Genomic DNA, 15,889 nt, shown 5'->3' on the forward strand with positions numbered 1-15,889 from the left:
TGAGGCAATAGCCATTATGGCATCCAATCAAGATAAAGATAACTTCTTCTATCCCCATTATCCTTATCGTGGGGAAGTTAAACCAGAAAATGTACTTTTTAATGCTAATTTACAAGAATTCGCTCAAGAAGTTAGCTATATTTGTAACTTAGAAACCGCCGGAAAAATTAAACCTGAACAAGCTTATCTTAAAATTAAAAATCTTTGGACAAAACTGAGATTGTCTAAAGACGAATTGAAAATAGGAGACAATTTATTTAATCAAGAATTTGATGATGATAATGAGGACGATGACGATGAAACTTAAAGGATAGGTTGACCGATTGTCACCTCTAAAGCTAATAATAATGTAACTCTTTCATCATTGCTCATAATGTCCCGTTCTAAAGCGATACAGTATTATATAGTAGCTCGTCTTCTACTTGCTCCTCTGATGGTATGGACCATTGTCACTCTGGTTTTCTTGCTGTTACGAGCAACTCCTGGCGATCCGGCGGATGCTATTTTAGGAAATCGTGCGCCAGAAGCGACGAAAGAAGCCTTAAGGGAGAGTTTAGGCTTAAATAAGCCTTTGTTCTTACAATATATCGCTTATTTAGGGCAACTGCTCAGTTTTAACCTAGGAACCTCTATTACCAGTCAAGGCCAGTCGGTTTGGGAAATTATTCGTCAACATTTTCCGGCCACGGCGGAACTGACCTTTTATAGTATGGTCATAGCGATCGCCATTGGGGTGACTATCGGTATTTTGTCGGCCTCTCGCCCTAATACTTCGGTGGATGTGGGTGGGCGACTGTTTGGCATTATTACTTATTCTTTGCCTATCTTTTGGGTAGGGATGTTGTTTCAGTTAATTTTTGCTGTACAGTTACGCTGGTTTCCCCTAGGAACCCGTTTTCCTCTCAACCAAACCCCTCCGAGTGGTTGGACAGGGATTTATACTGTTGATAGTCTTTTTAGTGGTAATTTGGGGCAATTTTTCACTGCCGTCTATTACTTAATTTTACCTTGTTTTACCTTGGGTTTATTATTAAGTGGTATTTTTGAGCGCATGGTGAGGGTTAATTTAAGACAAACGTTGCAAGCTGACTATGTAGAGGCTGCTAGGGCGCGAGGAATCCCCGAAAGGCGAATTTTGTTAGCCCATGCCCTTAAGAATGCTCTCATCCCCGTTATTACCGTCTTAGGATTGACGTTTGCTGCTCTGTTAGGGGGTGCGGTGTTAACGGAAGTTACTTTTTCCTGGCCAGGGTTGGGAAACCGGTTGTATGAAGCGATCGCAGTGAGGGACTATCCCACAGTACAAGGAATTATGGTCTTTTTTGGGGCTATTGTGGTAGTGGTTAGTATTTTAATTGACTTAATTAATGCCTACATTGATCCTCGTATTCGTTATTGATCAAGTCAGCTTTGTGATCTACTAAGATTAGGATCAATTTGTTATAATCATCCTGAAAATAGAGGCAACCCAAAATGTATAAAATCCTAGAAGCAACCTATCATCAAGGAAACTTAATATTAAAAGATAAACTGAGTGAATCTTTAGAAGGAAAACAAATCAAAATTATTATCCTAGAATCTTGTGAAACTAAAAAAGAAAATTTTTTAGACAAAGTTAACCAACATTCCTTTAAACTTCCTCAAGACTATCAATTCAATCGAGAAGAACTTTATGACTAAACCCATCATTTTAGATACTAACCTTTGGGTTTATCTCTATTCCAAAGATCCGCTCAATAAATCTTTACAAGTAAGAGCATTAGTTAATCAAAAGTTTGAACTGATTATTGTTACTACTCAAATTTTAGGAGAACTGTTCAACGTTTTAACCCGTAAACAAATTATAGAACTAAAAGAAGCAAAACAGATTATTAGTGAAATCATCTCAAGTTTTTTAATTATACCGATTGAAACCCCCCAAGTTTTACAAGCCTTAGAAATTCATTCTCGCTATCACTATTCTTATTGGGATAGCCTAATTATTGCTACAGCATTAATAAGTGACTGTGAATTTATTTACTCAGAAGATATGCAAAACCAACAAATTATTGAAAATCAGATAACAATTATTAATCCTTTTATATAACTTATAGGCTAAACTGTATCAATATTTCTCAATACACCTGTACAAACTTATTTTAAACGATGAAATTCTTAAACAAAATTAAAACAATTTATAGACAAATTTTAACCCTAATATTAGTGGGGTTTTCTATTTTAACCATAACTGCTTGTGCGTCTCCTGTGGATCAAAATAGAGTGGTTTTATCCATTTTGAGCGATCCTAAAACCTTTAATGCTGTGTTATCTCAAGAGTCTCCCAATATTTTTGGGTTAACCTATGAAGGGTTAATTACAGAAAATCCGTTAACCGCAGAAAAAGAACCAGCGTTAGCCGAATCTTGGGATATTTCTGATGATAAGTTAACTATTGTTTTTACCTTAAGAGAAGGGTTAAAGTGGTCAGATGGTGAACCTTTAACAGCCGATGATGTTGTTTTTTCTTACAATGATTTATATTTGAATGAGAAAATTCCTAACAACTATCGGGATAGTTTTCGGGTGGGTAGTAACGGAGATTTTCCGACTATTAGAAAGTTAGATGATCGACGGATAGAATTCAAAATAACAGAACCCTTTGCCCCGTTTTTAGATAATGCCAGTGTTCCCATTTTACCGGCTCATATTTTGCGAAAAACCATTCAAGAAACTGATGCTGAAGGAAGTCCGAAATTTTTATCAACTTGGGGAACAGATACCCCACCAGAAAACATTATTGTTAATGGTCCTTATAGACTCAAAGAATATGTTACCAGTCAACGGGTTATCTTTGAAAAAAATCCTTATTATTGGAAAGAAGATAAACAAGGAAATGACTTACCGAATATTGATACTGTTATCTGGGCGATTGTGGAATCAACGGATACTTCATTGTTACAATTTCGATCTGGTAGTTTAGACTCTATTAGTGTTAGTCCTGAATATTTTTCTTTATTAAAACGAGAAGAAGATCGAGGTAACTTTAATATTTATAATGGGGGTGCTGCTTACGGAACTGTATTCATTTCTTTTAATCAAAATAAAGGTAAAAGAGACGGTCAGCCTTTAGTTGATCCCATTAAATCTGAATGGTTTAACAATGTTAATTTTAGGAAAGCTGTTGCTTATGGAATTGACCGACCCCGAATTATTAATAATATTTATCGCGGTTTAGGTAGTCCGCAAAACACACAAGTTTCTGTACAATCTCCTTATTACAATCAAGCTGTCGAAGGATATGATTATGATCCCGAAAAAGCCAAAGAATTATTATTACAAGAAGGGTTTACTTACAATTCACAAGGACAATTATTAGATAGTAAAGGAAATGAAGTTGAATTTAATTTAATTACCAATGCAGGAAACAAAATCAGGGAAGCGATGGGGGCGCAAATTAAAGAGGATTTAGGTAAACTGGGAATGCAGGTTAATTTTAGTCCTTTAGCGTTCAATGTTTTGGTGGATAAACTCAGTAACTCTTTAGATTGGGAGGCGCATATTATTGGATTTACAGGAGGAAATGAACCCCATTCTCCTAACCTTTGGTATACCGATGGTAACTTACATATGTTTAACCAAAAACCTCAACCGGGAATGAAACCCATTACCGGAAGAGTGGTAACAGATTGGGAGAAAGAAATTGAGCAATTATATATTGCTGGTTCTCAAGAATTAGATATGGATAAACGTAAGGAAATTTACAATGAAGCACAAGAGCTAGTGTCAGAATATTTGCCATTCATTTACTTAGTCAATCCTTATTCCTTAGCTGCGGTTAAAAATCGTTTTGAGGGGATTGAATATTCAGCGTTGGGGGGTGCATTTTGGAATATAGAAAAACTCTCGGTTAAGGATATTAGTGAACAATAACTTTAATTTGACTAAAACTACCCCGAAGCAATCTTTCTCCCTATAAGATTAATAATAGACCTCAAAAAAGCAGAAAATTTCTATGGATTACACCGTACATAACAAAATTGTCTCATTTATTTGGCAAATTGCTGATGATTGTCTCAGGGATGTTTATGTACGGGGAAAGTATCGGGATGTTATTCTACCCATGTTCGTTTTAAGGCGGTTAGACTGTCTCCTAGAACCCTCAAAAGAGGCTGTTTTAGAAGAGGTACGGTTTCAACGAGAAGAGGTGGAGTTAACTGTTTTAGAAGAGGAAGGGTTAAAGGATGCGTCGGGGTATGTGTTCTATAATATTTCGGAATGGACCCTACAAAAGTTAGTGAAAACGGCCACCAATAACCGTCAAATCTTAGAAAAGAACTTTAAGGCGTATTTAGACGGGTTTAGTGACAATGTAAAGGAAATTATCGCTAAATTTGACCTGAGAAACCAAATTAAGCGCATGGTAGAGGCCGATGTCTTACTAGATGTGTTACAAAAATTCATCGACCCCCGCATTAACTTGAGTCCCCATGCAACCCTGGACCCCGACGGTAACAAACTCCCTGCTTTGAGTAATCTGGGAATGGGATATGTATTTGAGGAGTTGATACGGAAGTTTAATGAGGAGAATAATGAGGAAGCAGGGGAACACTTCACCCCCCGTGAGGTGATACATTTAATGACACATTTGCTGTTTTTGCCTGTAAAAGATGAATTACCCCCAGTTATCACCGTTTATGACTGCGCTTGTGGTTCCGGGGGAATGTTAACGGAGTCGGAAGGGTTTATTAAGCATCCGGAGGGGAAAATTAAAGCGGAGAATAAAGCTGTCTATTTGTATGGTAAGGAGGTAAACGGAGAAACCTACGCTATTTGTCAATCAGATATGATGATTAAGGGAAATAACCCTGAAAATATCCGTTATGGGTCAACTTTAGCCACAGATGAGTTTAGGGGGATGACTTTTGATTTTATGTTATCCAACCCTCCCTATGGGAAGTCGTGGAAATCGGATCAAAAGTTCATTTTAGAAAAGAAAACGGTGTTAGACCCTCGCTTTGAGGTGATTTTACCCGATTTTAAGGGAATTAAGGCAACTGTCCCGGCCATTCCTCGGTCTTCCGATGGTCAGTTACTTTTCCTTATGGATATGGTGAGTAAAATGAAGAGTTTAACCCATAGTCCTAATGGTAGCAGAATTGCATCGGTGCATAATGGGTCTTCTTTGTTTACAGGGGATGCAGGAAGCGGTGAAAGTAATATTAGGCGTTATATTATCGAAAATGACTGGTTAGAAGCCATTATTCAGTTACCTAATAATATTTTTTATAACACAGGAATTACGACTTATATCTGGGTATTATCGAATCATAAAACATCTCAAAGACGAGGAAAAGTTCAGTTAATTGATGCTTCGGAAATGTATCGGAAATTAAGGAAAAATTTAGGGGCAAAAAATTGTGAGTTTTCGGCTGAACATATTAATTTAATTACTCAGTCTTATTTAGAGTTTGTTGACGGGGAAGTGATAGCAGAGGGGGACAATAATGGAGAAAAAACACCAATTTTAAGGGCTAAAATCTTTGATAATGCAGATTTTGGTTATTATAAAGTAACTATAGAAAGACCGTTACGATTAGCAGTACAAGTTACAGAAGAACGGGTTAAACCCTTACGATTTCTTCCTGCTTTACAAGATATTATGGAGTGGTGTTATCAACAATGGGGTGAGGATATTTATAGTCATTTAGCTGATTATAAAAAAGCCATCACAGAATACATAGAAAAAGAAGAGATTTCCTTAACGCCTAAAAATAAGAAAGCTTTGTTTGATATCAAAACTTGGAATAATCAACGGTCATTATTAACAGTTATGGAACAGTTATATCCTTTGATTGGAGATGATTTATATTTAGATTTTAATCAATTTATAAAAGTATTTGATAATGGGGTTAAATCCTTGGGGTTGAAGTTATCTAGTAGTGAGAAAAATCAGATTATAAATGCTATCAGTTGGCGAGAGGAAACTGCAGAAAAAGTTATTAAAAAAGTTCATAAAATAAAAGGTGAAAAATTAGAAACTTTATTAAGTCATTTAGAAACAACTGAGGAATATTTACAACATTTTGGTTATTTTCCTTCAGAGAAAAAAGGAGAATATATCGAATATGAGTCAGATAGTGAGTTAAGAGATACGGAAAATGTTCCCTTAACTGATAAGATTCATGACTATTTTATCAGAGAAGTATTACCCCATGTTGGGGAAGCGTGGATAAACTGGGATAAGACAAACATTGGTTATGAAATCAGTTTTAATAAGTATTTTTATCAACATCAACCCCTCAGAAGTTTAGAAGAAGTTACCGCCGAAATATTAGCATTAGAAGCAAAAACCGACGGGTTATTAAAACGCATCGTAGGGGCATAATATCATTATATCCACATTTTAACGTAGGGTGGGCATTGCCCACCTTACCAACTAGAATATAAGCATTGCCCACCGTATAAAGTCAATTAGATAAATTATTGATAATTTCCTCAATATTTACTTTTAATAAGGGCAAATCATCAATAATAATTAACCAAACTTCCTCTAAATCTATCCTCAGATAATCGTGGATTAAAACATCTCTAAATCCTGCAATTTTTCGCCAAGGAACATGAGGGTAAGTCTCTTTTATATCCTTACTTATTTGTTTAGTTGCTTCTCCAATAATCTCAAAGTTACGGATAACTGCATCTTGAATCATACGGTTTTGTTTAAAGCTTTCTTCTCCGTCTTTAGTATAAGTTTCTATGTTTTCAATACATTCTTGAATGTTACTTAAATAAAGTTTATTATTTTTCATAAGCTAATTGATTCTTGTAAAACTTGTTCTTTAATAAGTTCATGAAGTTGTTGAGGTTTAGCCACATCTACTTTACAGTTTAATAAGTCTTCTAATTCTTGAATTAAACTAATACGATGGAGTAAACTATGTCCTGATTCTATATCCATAAGAAAGTCAATATCACTGTTTTCTGTTGCTTCTCCCCTCGCAACTGAACCAAATATTCTAATATTACTTGCGCCGTATTTTGTCGCTATTTTGATGATAGCTTCTCGTTTTTCTTTGATATGTTGAAGATTTATTCTTGATGTTGGTTGCATTTTCGTAAAAAGATAATAGATTGGACAATAACCAGCTTACTAACTAGAATATAATAATTGATCGTAACCCACCATGTTAACCGTTTGGGTTTAACCGTGTAGGGTTTTAATTGTTGGGGTTTAACCATTGGGGGTTTAATTGTTGGGTTTTAACCGTGTAGGGGTTGAATCATATTCAGGGTTGAATCATATTCAACCCCTACGAGATTGTTTATTTTTTTACATATAAACCCGATGTTAATTATATAATAAACATGAATAATCATTAAACCAAGGATTTTAATTAATGGTTTCTTTTCCTAAGTATGACAGTTATAAGGATAGTGGGGTTGAATGGTTGGGAGATATTCCTAGTCATTGGGAGGTTATAAAAAACAAATATTTAGGAACAATTGTTAATGGTTCAACTCCTAGTAGTTCTATTCCTAGATATTGGGATGGTGATATTGTGTGGATTACTCCTAATGACTTAGGTAAACTTAATTCAACTTATATATATGACTCTGAGAGAAAAATAACAAATGATGGATTAAAAAGTTGCGGAACTCATATTACACCAATTAATTCTATCATTATTTCTTCTCGTGCGCCAATCGGACATCTTGCCATTACAAAAGTTCCTTCTTGTATTAACCAGGGATGTAAAATTATTGTTCCTAATTTATCAAAAATAGATCCTAGATTTACTTATTACTTTTTATTGACATTTAACTTATATATCAAATCTTTGGGAAAGGGAACTACATTTTGTGAACTTAGTTCTTATGATTTAAAGTCACTTAAGGTATTAAACCCTCCCATACAAGAACAACAAAAAATTGCTAAATTTCTAGATGAAAAAACCGCAGAAATAGACGAAGCAATTAGTTATAAACAAAGATTAATTGAACTGCTACAGGAACAAAAAGCTATCTTAATTAATCAAGCAGTTACCAAAGGACTTAACCCGAATGTTCCTATGCGTTATAGTGGGATTGAATGGTTAGGGGATATTCCTGAACATTGGGAGGTTAAAAGGGCTAAATATTTATTAAAAGAAATAGATGAACGTTCGCAAACAGGAAAAGAAGAATTGTTGTCAGTTTCTCATCTCACAGGAGTAACACCACGTTCTGAGAAAAATGTTACTATGTTTATGGCAGAAGATTATACAGGCTCAAAAACTTGTCAAAAAGATGATCTTGTAATTAATATTATGTGGGCGTGGATGGGAGCATTAGGTGTTTCAGATAGAACAGGAATTATTAGTTCTTCTTATGCTGTTTTTAGACAATATAATTCTAAAGCTTTTGATTCATGGTATTTAGAAAACTTATTAAGAAGTACAGCATACATAGCCCAATATAACAAACTATCAACAGGTCTTAGAGCCTCTAGATTAAGACTTTATTCAGATGTATTTTTAAGATTACCTTTGAAAATTCCTCCCAGAAAAGAACAAGAAAAAATAAAAGTAGTTGTTACTGAAAAGCTTAAAAATATTGATAGAATTATCAATCAAATTCAACAACAAATTGAAAAATTAAAAGAATTAAAACAGATATTAATATCCAATGCAGTAACAGGAAAAATTAAGGTATTGTAGGGACATAATAATATTATGCCGAAACTTTAAGCTATCAATAAACGATTGACAATTGACTCAAAATTGATTAATTAGTGTTATAATAAGAAGATGATTTGATTAATAAAAAATGCTTTCAATAAACCTAGACAAAGAAACCGAAACCTACTTAGTAGAAATCATTAGTAAAGAAAATATAACCTCAGAAGAACTTCTTAAACAGTTAATTTATCAACATTGGCAAAGTTTACAAACTCCGCAAACATTAGCCCAAAGACGGGGCGGCCATCCTCAACATTTACTACAAGACGCATCCCCAGACTTATCCTTACGAGAAAACCGGAAAAATGCTGTAGCTAATCACATTAAAAACCGTAATCAATCTTCCCAGTAATGAATAATTATCCTCCTGTTATTCTCACTGATAGTAGCATTTTAATCGCTTATTACAGTAGCAAGGATAACTATCATAACGCCGTTTGTCGCTTTTTTGAACAATGTACCAGTGAACTTATTACCACCACTGCTTGTGTCACCGAAATCATGTATCTTTTGAGTGCAGATTATCGGACACAAAACGAATTTCTTAACGATTTAGCCCAACAACTTTATCAATGTATTCCCCTTTTACCCCATGACTTTAACCGTATCAAACAACTCAATCAACAATATTCAGACTTACCTGGGGATTTTGCTGACTTATCCTTAATTGCTATTTCTGAAAGACTGAATATTTCAGCTATTCTTACCCTTGATAGTGACTTCGATATTTATCGTCGTTATCGCAAACAACCCTTTCAACGAATATTTTTAACTTAAATTTATTAAAATTATACCCAATATATCCTAGTAGACAGTAGGATGGGTTAGACGGCTATAATTGAAATTGTAACCAGATAATAATCATCTGTCGTCACCTACCATTTCAGTATTAGGTTTTGTTGGGTTTCGTTCCTCAAACCAACCTACTATATTTATTATTATGCCTAGTGAAACCAACGAAAAATCATTAGAAAATTCTATCGAAACCGCTTTAATAAATGCAGGTTATCAACAAGGAAACCCCAAAGATTTTAACAGAGAATTTGCCATTGATACCGCTAAACTTTGGCAATTTCTCGAAACCACGCAACCGGAAGAATTAGCCAAATTAAAAGACCATCATAACTGGGAAAGATTAATATTAGAACGCCTCAACCGTAAAATCTTAAAAGATGGAATTATCTCTGTTCTTAAAAAAGGAATTTACCTCGATAATGCCCATTTAACTCTACTTAATAGTCTTCCCTACAACGACTTAAACCCCCAAATAACAGCCGATTTTCAAAAAAATATCTTTTCTATTACCCGTCAGGTTTATTACTCCCGAAACAACCGAAAATCTATTGATATTGTTCTCTTTATTAATGGTATTCCTATCACCACATTAGAATTAAAAAATCCCTGGACAAATCAAACAGTTTACCACGCAAAACAACAATATAAAAATGATCGAGATCCCCAAGAACCTTTATTTAATTTTGGTCGCTGTTTAGTTCATTTTGCTGTTGATATCGATGAAGTTTATATGACAACTCATCTCGATGGCAAAAACACTTATTTTTTACCTTTTAATAAAGGCAATAATCACGGAAAAGGCAACCCAGTCAACCCCAACGGTTATAAAACTGCCTATCTTTGGACAGACATATTAACCCCCGAAAGTTTAACTAATATAATAGAACATTTTGCTATTTTAGTAACGAAAAAAGATAAGAAAACCAAGAAAATAGCTAAAAATTTATACTTTCCTCGCTACCATCAATTAGATGTAGTTAGACAACTGATTCAAAATACCAAAGATAACGGTATTGGTAAAACTTATTTAATACAACATTCCGCCGGTTCCGGAAAATCTAACTCTATCACTTGGACAGCTTATCAACTGATAGAAGTGTATCAACCAGGGGCAGATACACCCTTATTTGACTCTGTAATAGTTGTCACCGATCGCAGAAATTTAGATACACAAATTAAAGATAATATTAAACAGTTTTCTGAGGTAAAAAATATCATTACCCACGCAGAAAATAGTCAACAATTAAAAACAGCCCTAGAAAATGGTAAGAAAATAATTATCAGTACCATTCAAAAATTCCCCTTTGTTGTAGACAGTATTGAACAACTGAAAAACCATAATTTTGCCGTTATTATTGACGAAGCGCACTCCAGTCAAAGTGGGAAAGCTGCTGATAGTTTAAACACCGTTGTTAACAAAGATGGAGACGAAGCACCCGAAGACTTTCAAGATAAAATATTAAAAGCAATGGAAGGGCGAAAACTGAGTAAAAATGCTTCTTATTTTGCTTTTACAGCCACTCCAAAAAACACGACTCTAGAAAAATTTGGACAGCGTAATATAGACGAAAAATATCAACCCTTTCATCTTTATTCTATGAAACAAGCTATAGAAGAAGGCTTTATCTTAGACGTATTAGAAAAATATACGACCTATAGAAGTTATTACGAAATCCAAAAATCTATTGATGATAACCCAGTTTTTAACACAAACCAAGCCCAAAAGAAACTAAGAAAATATGTAGAAAGTCATAAACAAACCATTGCCACCAAAGCCGAAATTATGGTTAATCACTTCATAGAAAAAGTGTATAAAACCAAAATAATGAAAGGCAAAGCCAAAGCAATGGTAATTACCCGAAATATTGAAGCAGCGATCCGCTATTTTCAGGCAATAAAAACCCTACTTAAAGAATATAATGCCCCCTTCCAAGCTGTGGCTGCTTTCTCAGGTAAAAAAACAGTAGATGGTATTGAATACAGCGAAGACATTCTTAATAACTTTCCCAGTAAAGATATAGAAGAAAAATTCAACAGCGATGACTATAAAATACTCATAGTTGCTAATAAATTTCTCACAGGATTTGATCAACCCTTATTACATACCATGTATGTGGATAAAAAATTACAAGGAGTGTTAGCAGTTCAGGCACTTTCCCGTCTTAATCGCTGCCATGCTAAACTAGGAAAAAATGACACCTTTATTCTCGACTTTTTTAATAGTATCAACGAGATAAAAACTGCTTTTGATCCCTTTTATACTGCCACATCTTTAAGGGAACCTACTAATATTAATATTCTCCATGACTTAAAAGAAAACCTCGATGATGTAGGGGTTTATGAACAATCTGAGGTGAAAGAATTTAACCAATTATTCTTTAATAATAGCGATGCCGATCAACTTAGTCCTATTATTGATCTAGCTGCTGATAGATTTAACCAAACATTAAATTTAGAAGAAGAAGAAAAGATTGATTTTAAAATAAAAGCCAAACAATTTGTCAAAATTTATGGTCAAATGGCCTGTATTATTCCCTTTAACAATAGTCACTGGGAGATGTTGTATTGGTTTCTTAAATTTCTCATCCCCAAACTAACCGTTAGAAACCCGGAACAAGACACTTTAGACGAACTTTTAGAAAGCGTGGATCTGTCTACTTATGGTATCGAAAGAGTCCATTTAAACCCCGTCAAAATTGACCTTAACGACGACGAAAGCGAGATAGAACCCCAAAACCCTAACCCCCGTGGTTATTACCCCTCAGAGGCAAAGCAAGACCCCTTAGATGAGATAATTAATGCTTTTAATGAACGCTATTTTAGTGGATGGGATGCCACCCCAGAAGAACAACGGGTTAAACTGCAAACTATTATTAACCATGTTTGCAATAACCCCCAATATGAAAGTCAGGTTATCAATAACCCCGACGAACAAAATAGGAATATTGCCCTACAAGAGATTATCCAACAAGCAGTTAACGCACAACGTCGCACCAACTTAGATTTGTATAAACTGTATGCCTCAAATTCTGAATTTAGACAAACCTTCAACCAAATTATCATTACATTTTTGCTGAATAATCAAGAAGTGTCCTAATACTACTCGGTTAAGCTCAAAACCCTAGCTGAGACTGCAAGGGAGCTCCGGAGCAGGGGGCGGGGGAGAAAACCGAAAAGCCCTCTCCTCAGCGAAGGTCTCCTCAGCGAAGGTCTCCCTGCTCCTCTGCTTGCCTTAAAGAAAAGTCAAAATCCTTAACCGAGTAGTATTGAGAAGTGTCCTAAAATAAAAGGGCTTAATATGATTAAGCCCCTAGGAGTATTTTAATGTCTTTTGGTTAATGTTTTAAGCAGCAGCTAACCCATGAGAAGACATTTTCATGATTTCACGGGTAGAGAAACCAATATGACTTAAAGCTTCTCCATAACTAATCATGAAATCTTCAACTAAAGCTTCTTTTTCCATTCCTAAGATTTCGGCATCCTTTTCAACTTCGTTGAGCATTTGCCAAACAATGGGTAAATTTTGTTTATTTGCTTCTTCTAATTCTGCTTTTGAGGCTTCAAAATGCTCTTTTAACCAGACTTCTCCAAAATTGAGGTGAGTATATTCGTCCTTAACCACCCCTTCAGTAATTTTGCGAGCAAAGGGATCAGCCACGGGGATATAAATATTATAAGCGGCGATCGCAAAGGCTTCGATGATCAAAGATTGAATTAATAAGCAAGTAACAATTTTTCCTTCAGCTTTTGCCCTCTGGAAGTTCCCATGAAGTTCCGAGAAAAATTTCTGAGCGTAGTCCATATCCGGAGTCACGTTCAAATTCCTGCCACAAGCTTGAAAGCCCTTTTTATGGCGGTTTTCCATTTTAGAGAGACGAATTAACTCGGCCTCATCTTCCGGGAGAAGTTGCGCCATATCAATGTAATTTTGATAAGCTTCTTGTTCCCCTTCGATGACAATAGCATTGATGCGACTGTAGGCATCTTTATAGGTTTCGCTGTTAAAATCAAGCTCTGAGCGTAAAGCAAGCTCTTGCATAAGCTATTTTATCTCCTGTGGTTTATCAACTAAGTTAGTGGCTAAATGGGTTTCCTTAATCGAATTAAGGAAACTAAGGGTATAAGTATGGGCTAACGGGTGTTAACCCTGGGCTATTGTCCATAGTATTGGTTCTACTCTAATGTATAAAGTTTAAACAGAAAAGACAAATAAGCAAATATGATTACAGAACAACTCATCACTGTCGGTTCGGTCGAATGGTTTTATCGCGAAGTTATCCCCACCAACAGCAATAATAAACCCCCAGTTATTCTGGTTCATGGGTTACCGAGTCATAGTTATACCTGGCGTCGGGTGATGGAAAATTTAGGAGAGCGGGGGTTCACAGCGATCGCCCCTGACTGGCTGGGTTCTGGGTTTTCAGCTAAACCGGATAAACGGGACTTTGCTTATACCCCTGCTGCTTATGCCAAGGCATTCGGCGAGTTTCTCAAAGCACTCGAACTACAAAAAGTGTCTTTAGTGATGCAGGGGTTTTTGGCTTCTGTCGCCTTAGAATACGCTTTTAACCATGCTGATACCATTGAACGCTTAATTATCCTTAATACCCCCTTATCCCCTGACGTTAAGCTACCTTGGTTAATGCAGCAATGGACAATTCCCTTTATGGGGGATATGGTTACCCAAGATCCCTTATTGGTCGATCGCACCTTAGAAAAGGGGAGCGGTTTTGTCATTGAAGATAAAGATTTAGATATTTTTCGACAACCCTATCTTAAAAGTTCGGCAGTGGGACGGGCGTTACTGACAACCACTAAAAATCTGAAACTTTCTCAAACCCTCAAAGACATCGAAACTAAGTTTTCGAGTTGGCAAGTTCCCACCCTCATCCTCTGGGGAATGGCTGATCCCTGGTTATCGGCCGATATTCCCGAAAAATTAGCGGCCAACGCTTCTAATATTGAGATGATGAAGTTAGAAGAAGCCAAACATTATCCCCAAGAACATTGGCCCAAAGAAGTCAGCGAAGAAATTATTACTTTTTTACGCCGTCAAGTCGTTTAATGGTCACTGTTGCCTGTTGCCTATTCCCTATTGCCTATTCCCTCATAAAAACATTGACCAATTTACGCAATTCTTGAGAAAATCGACTGAGGAGTTTACTTAATATCATTAGCAAAACTTAGAATTATGCCACGTATTCGGTCTATTCTGTCTCTATTATTGGTGGTTGTAGCCATTTTCTGTGTCAGTTGTGGTGGCCAAAAAGCCTCTATCCCCACTACTTATGCCCCTGAGAAAATTGAACAATTACAGGTTCTCGTTGAACCCATTGAGGAAGCGAAAGAAAATTTTGATGTTCTCAAAGGGTTTATTGCCGATGAAAATTGGATCGATACCCGTACCTATATTCATGGTCCATTGGGGGGTCTTCGTCAAGAAATGAGTAGTTTAACTCGTTCTTTGTTACCCAAGGATCAAAAGGAAGCCACAAATTTATCTAAGTCATTATTTACTGACTTAGAACGGTTAGATGCGGCTGCAAAAGAACGTAACTCAGCAGTGGCGCAACGGCAATATGGCAAGGCAGTCAATGATTTACAAAGTTTCTTAGATTTAGTTCCCAAAAGCTAAATCATTTTAGTTATAACATCTGTAGGGGCATAATTATTATGCCCCTATAATTATGGAAACTTCTTAACATCAATATGACTCGTATTACTATTATTGGAGCCGGCATTATTGGAGCAGCGATCGCCTATGAATTAAGTTTAATTAAGGGGTTAAAAATTACCCTCATTGATGCCAAACAACCTGCTTCGGGATCGACGGGGGCAGCTTTGGGGGTTTTAATGGGAATTATTAGCCACAAAACGAAGGGACGGGGTTGGAAACTTCGTCGCCTTAGTTTAGAGCGTTATGCTACTTTAATTCCTGAGTTAGAAAAGGCAACGGGTCAGAAAATGCCTGTTAATTATCAGGGAATTTTGATGTTACGTTTTGCCGATGATCCCCTAGAGAGATGGGAAACCTTAAAACAAGTTCGCCGGGATGGCGGATACCTTCTAGAAATTTGGGATCAAAATGAGCTATTAAAACGCTGTCCCCAGGTACAAAATGACCGTGTGATTGGGGCTATTTATTCCCCTCAAGATCGACAAATTAACCCCACTATTTTAACTGAATCTCTTGTTTTAGCTGCGTCTCAAAATGGTGTTAATTGTCAGTTTGGTGTCGAAGTTCAAAGGATTCTCAAGCCTTCAAATAAGGGTCAATCCTACAGTATTAAAACCCCAGACCAGACCCTAGAAACCGATTGGTTAATTATGTGTGCTGGCTTAGGATCAACTCCTTTGATTAACCCATTAGAACCCATGGTTAATATTAAACCTGTTCTGGG

General features: G+C 36.0%; 16 protein-coding genes. 13 read left to right on the forward strand and 3 right to left on the reverse strand.

Annotated features, from left to right (window positions below; translation table 11 throughout):
• Positions 1-16 precede the first annotated feature (16 nt).
• The 6 genes from C4E06_RS02580 to C4E06_RS02605 all read left to right on the forward strand — a co-directional run bounded on the left by C4E06_RS02580 (position 17) and on the right by C4E06_RS02605 (position 6,364).
• Positions 17-307 (forward strand): citramalate synthase, encoded by a 291-nt coding sequence (locus tag C4E06_RS02580; RefSeq protein WP_107666667.1) that lies wholly within the window; start codon positions 17-19, stop codon positions 305-307.
• Between the two features lie 66 nt (positions 308-373).
• Positions 374-1,399, forward strand: coding sequence for an ABC transporter permease (locus tag C4E06_RS02585; RefSeq protein WP_107666668.1), 1,026 nt, complete (start codon positions 374-376; stop codon positions 1,397-1,399).
• Positions 1,400-1,473: 74 nt separating this feature from the next.
• Positions 1,474-1,680 (forward strand): hypothetical protein, encoded by a 207-nt coding sequence (locus C4E06_RS02590; RefSeq protein ID WP_107666669.1) that lies wholly within the window; start codon positions 1,474-1,476, stop codon positions 1,678-1,680.
• Positions 1,673-2,086, forward strand: coding sequence for a PIN domain-containing protein (locus C4E06_RS02595; protein ID WP_107666670.1), 414 nt, complete (start codon positions 1,673-1,675; stop codon positions 2,084-2,086). Before C4E06_RS02590 ends, C4E06_RS02595 begins: the two co-directional genes overlap by 8 nt.
• Before the next feature lie 59 nt (positions 2,087-2,145).
• Positions 2,146-3,909, forward strand: a complete 1,764-nt coding sequence (locus C4E06_RS02600; protein WP_107666671.1) for an ABC transporter substrate-binding protein — start codon at positions 2,146-2,148, stop codon at positions 3,907-3,909.
• Positions 3,910-3,991: 82 nt separating this feature from the next.
• Positions 3,992-6,364: a class I SAM-dependent DNA methyltransferase gene (locus C4E06_RS02605; RefSeq protein WP_107666672.1), complete on the forward strand. Its 2,373-nt coding sequence runs from the start codon at positions 3,992-3,994 to the stop codon at positions 6,362-6,364.
• A gap of 82 nt (positions 6,365-6,446) precedes the next feature.
• Here C4E06_RS02605 and C4E06_RS02610 read toward each other — a convergent pair whose 3' ends face one another.
• Both C4E06_RS02610 and C4E06_RS02615 read right to left on the reverse strand, forming a co-directional pair.
• On the reverse strand, positions 6,447-6,785 hold the full coding sequence (locus C4E06_RS02610) for a DUF86 domain-containing protein (protein WP_107666673.1): 339 nt from the start codon (positions 6,783-6,785) through the stop codon (positions 6,447-6,449).
• Positions 6,782-7,087 carry a nucleotidyltransferase family protein gene (locus tag C4E06_RS02615; protein WP_107666674.1) on the reverse strand — a complete coding sequence of 102 codons (306 nt, stop codon included), beginning with the start codon at positions 7,085-7,087 and terminating at the stop codon, positions 6,782-6,784. Before C4E06_RS02615 ends, C4E06_RS02610 begins: the two co-directional genes overlap by 4 nt.
• A gap of 286 nt (positions 7,088-7,373) precedes the next feature.
• On the opposite strand from C4E06_RS02615, the gene C4E06_RS02620 reads away from it, so the two are divergent.
• From C4E06_RS02620 to C4E06_RS02635, 4 genes are all read left to right on the forward strand, one after another.
• Complete coding sequence (locus C4E06_RS02620; protein ID WP_107666675.1) at positions 7,374-8,672, forward strand: restriction endonuclease subunit S; 1,299 nt, start codon at positions 7,374-7,376, stop codon at positions 8,670-8,672.
• A 109-nt stretch (positions 8,673-8,781) separates the two neighbouring features.
• A complete protein-coding gene (locus tag C4E06_RS02625) occupies positions 8,782-9,045 on the forward strand; it encodes a hypothetical protein (RefSeq protein WP_107666676.1) in 264 nt (87 codons plus the stop codon).
• Positions 9,045-9,470 carry a type II toxin-antitoxin system VapC family toxin gene (locus C4E06_RS02630; protein ID WP_107666677.1) on the forward strand — a complete coding sequence of 142 codons (426 nt, stop codon included), beginning with the start codon at positions 9,045-9,047 and terminating at the stop codon, positions 9,468-9,470. The genes C4E06_RS02625 and C4E06_RS02630 overlap by 1 nt, the downstream gene beginning before the upstream one ends.
• A 163-nt stretch (positions 9,471-9,633) precedes the next feature.
• Positions 9,634-12,585 carry a type I restriction endonuclease subunit R gene (locus C4E06_RS02635; protein WP_107666678.1) on the forward strand — a complete coding sequence of 984 codons (2,952 nt, stop codon included), beginning with the start codon at positions 9,634-9,636 and terminating at the stop codon, positions 12,583-12,585.
• Positions 12,586-12,831: 246 nt separating this feature from the next.
• Here the strand turns inward: C4E06_RS02635 and C4E06_RS02640 are convergent, their stop codons facing one another.
• Complete coding sequence (locus tag C4E06_RS02640) at positions 12,832-13,527, reverse strand: aldehyde oxygenase (deformylating) (RefSeq protein ID WP_107666679.1); 696 nt, start codon at positions 13,525-13,527, stop codon at positions 12,832-12,834.
• A gap of 180 nt (positions 13,528-13,707) precedes the next feature.
• On the opposite strand from C4E06_RS02640, the gene C4E06_RS02645 reads away from it, so the two are divergent.
• The 3 genes from C4E06_RS02645 to C4E06_RS02655 all read left to right on the forward strand — a co-directional run.
• Entirely contained in the window at positions 13,708-14,553 is an 846-nt protein-coding gene (locus C4E06_RS02645) for an alpha/beta fold hydrolase (protein ID WP_107666680.1), read from the forward strand.
• Between the two features lie 126 nt (positions 14,554-14,679).
• The gene (psbQ, locus tag C4E06_RS02650) at positions 14,680-15,123 is read left to right on the forward strand and encodes a photosystem II protein PsbQ (RefSeq protein ID WP_107666681.1); all 444 of its coding nucleotides are present in this window, start codon (positions 14,680-14,682) and stop codon (positions 15,121-15,123) included.
• A gap of 74 nt (positions 15,124-15,197) precedes the next feature.
• Positions 15,198-15,889, forward strand: a 692-nt coding sequence (locus tag C4E06_RS02655) for an FAD-binding oxidoreductase (protein ID WP_157951101.1), incomplete at its 3' end; no start/stop codon positions are given.

The sequence above is a fragment of the Cyanothece sp. BG0011 genome, from assembly GCF_003013815.1.
In the GTDB taxonomy this organism is placed as follows: Bacteria; Cyanobacteriota; Cyanobacteriia; order Cyanobacteriales; family Microcystaceae; genus Crocosphaera.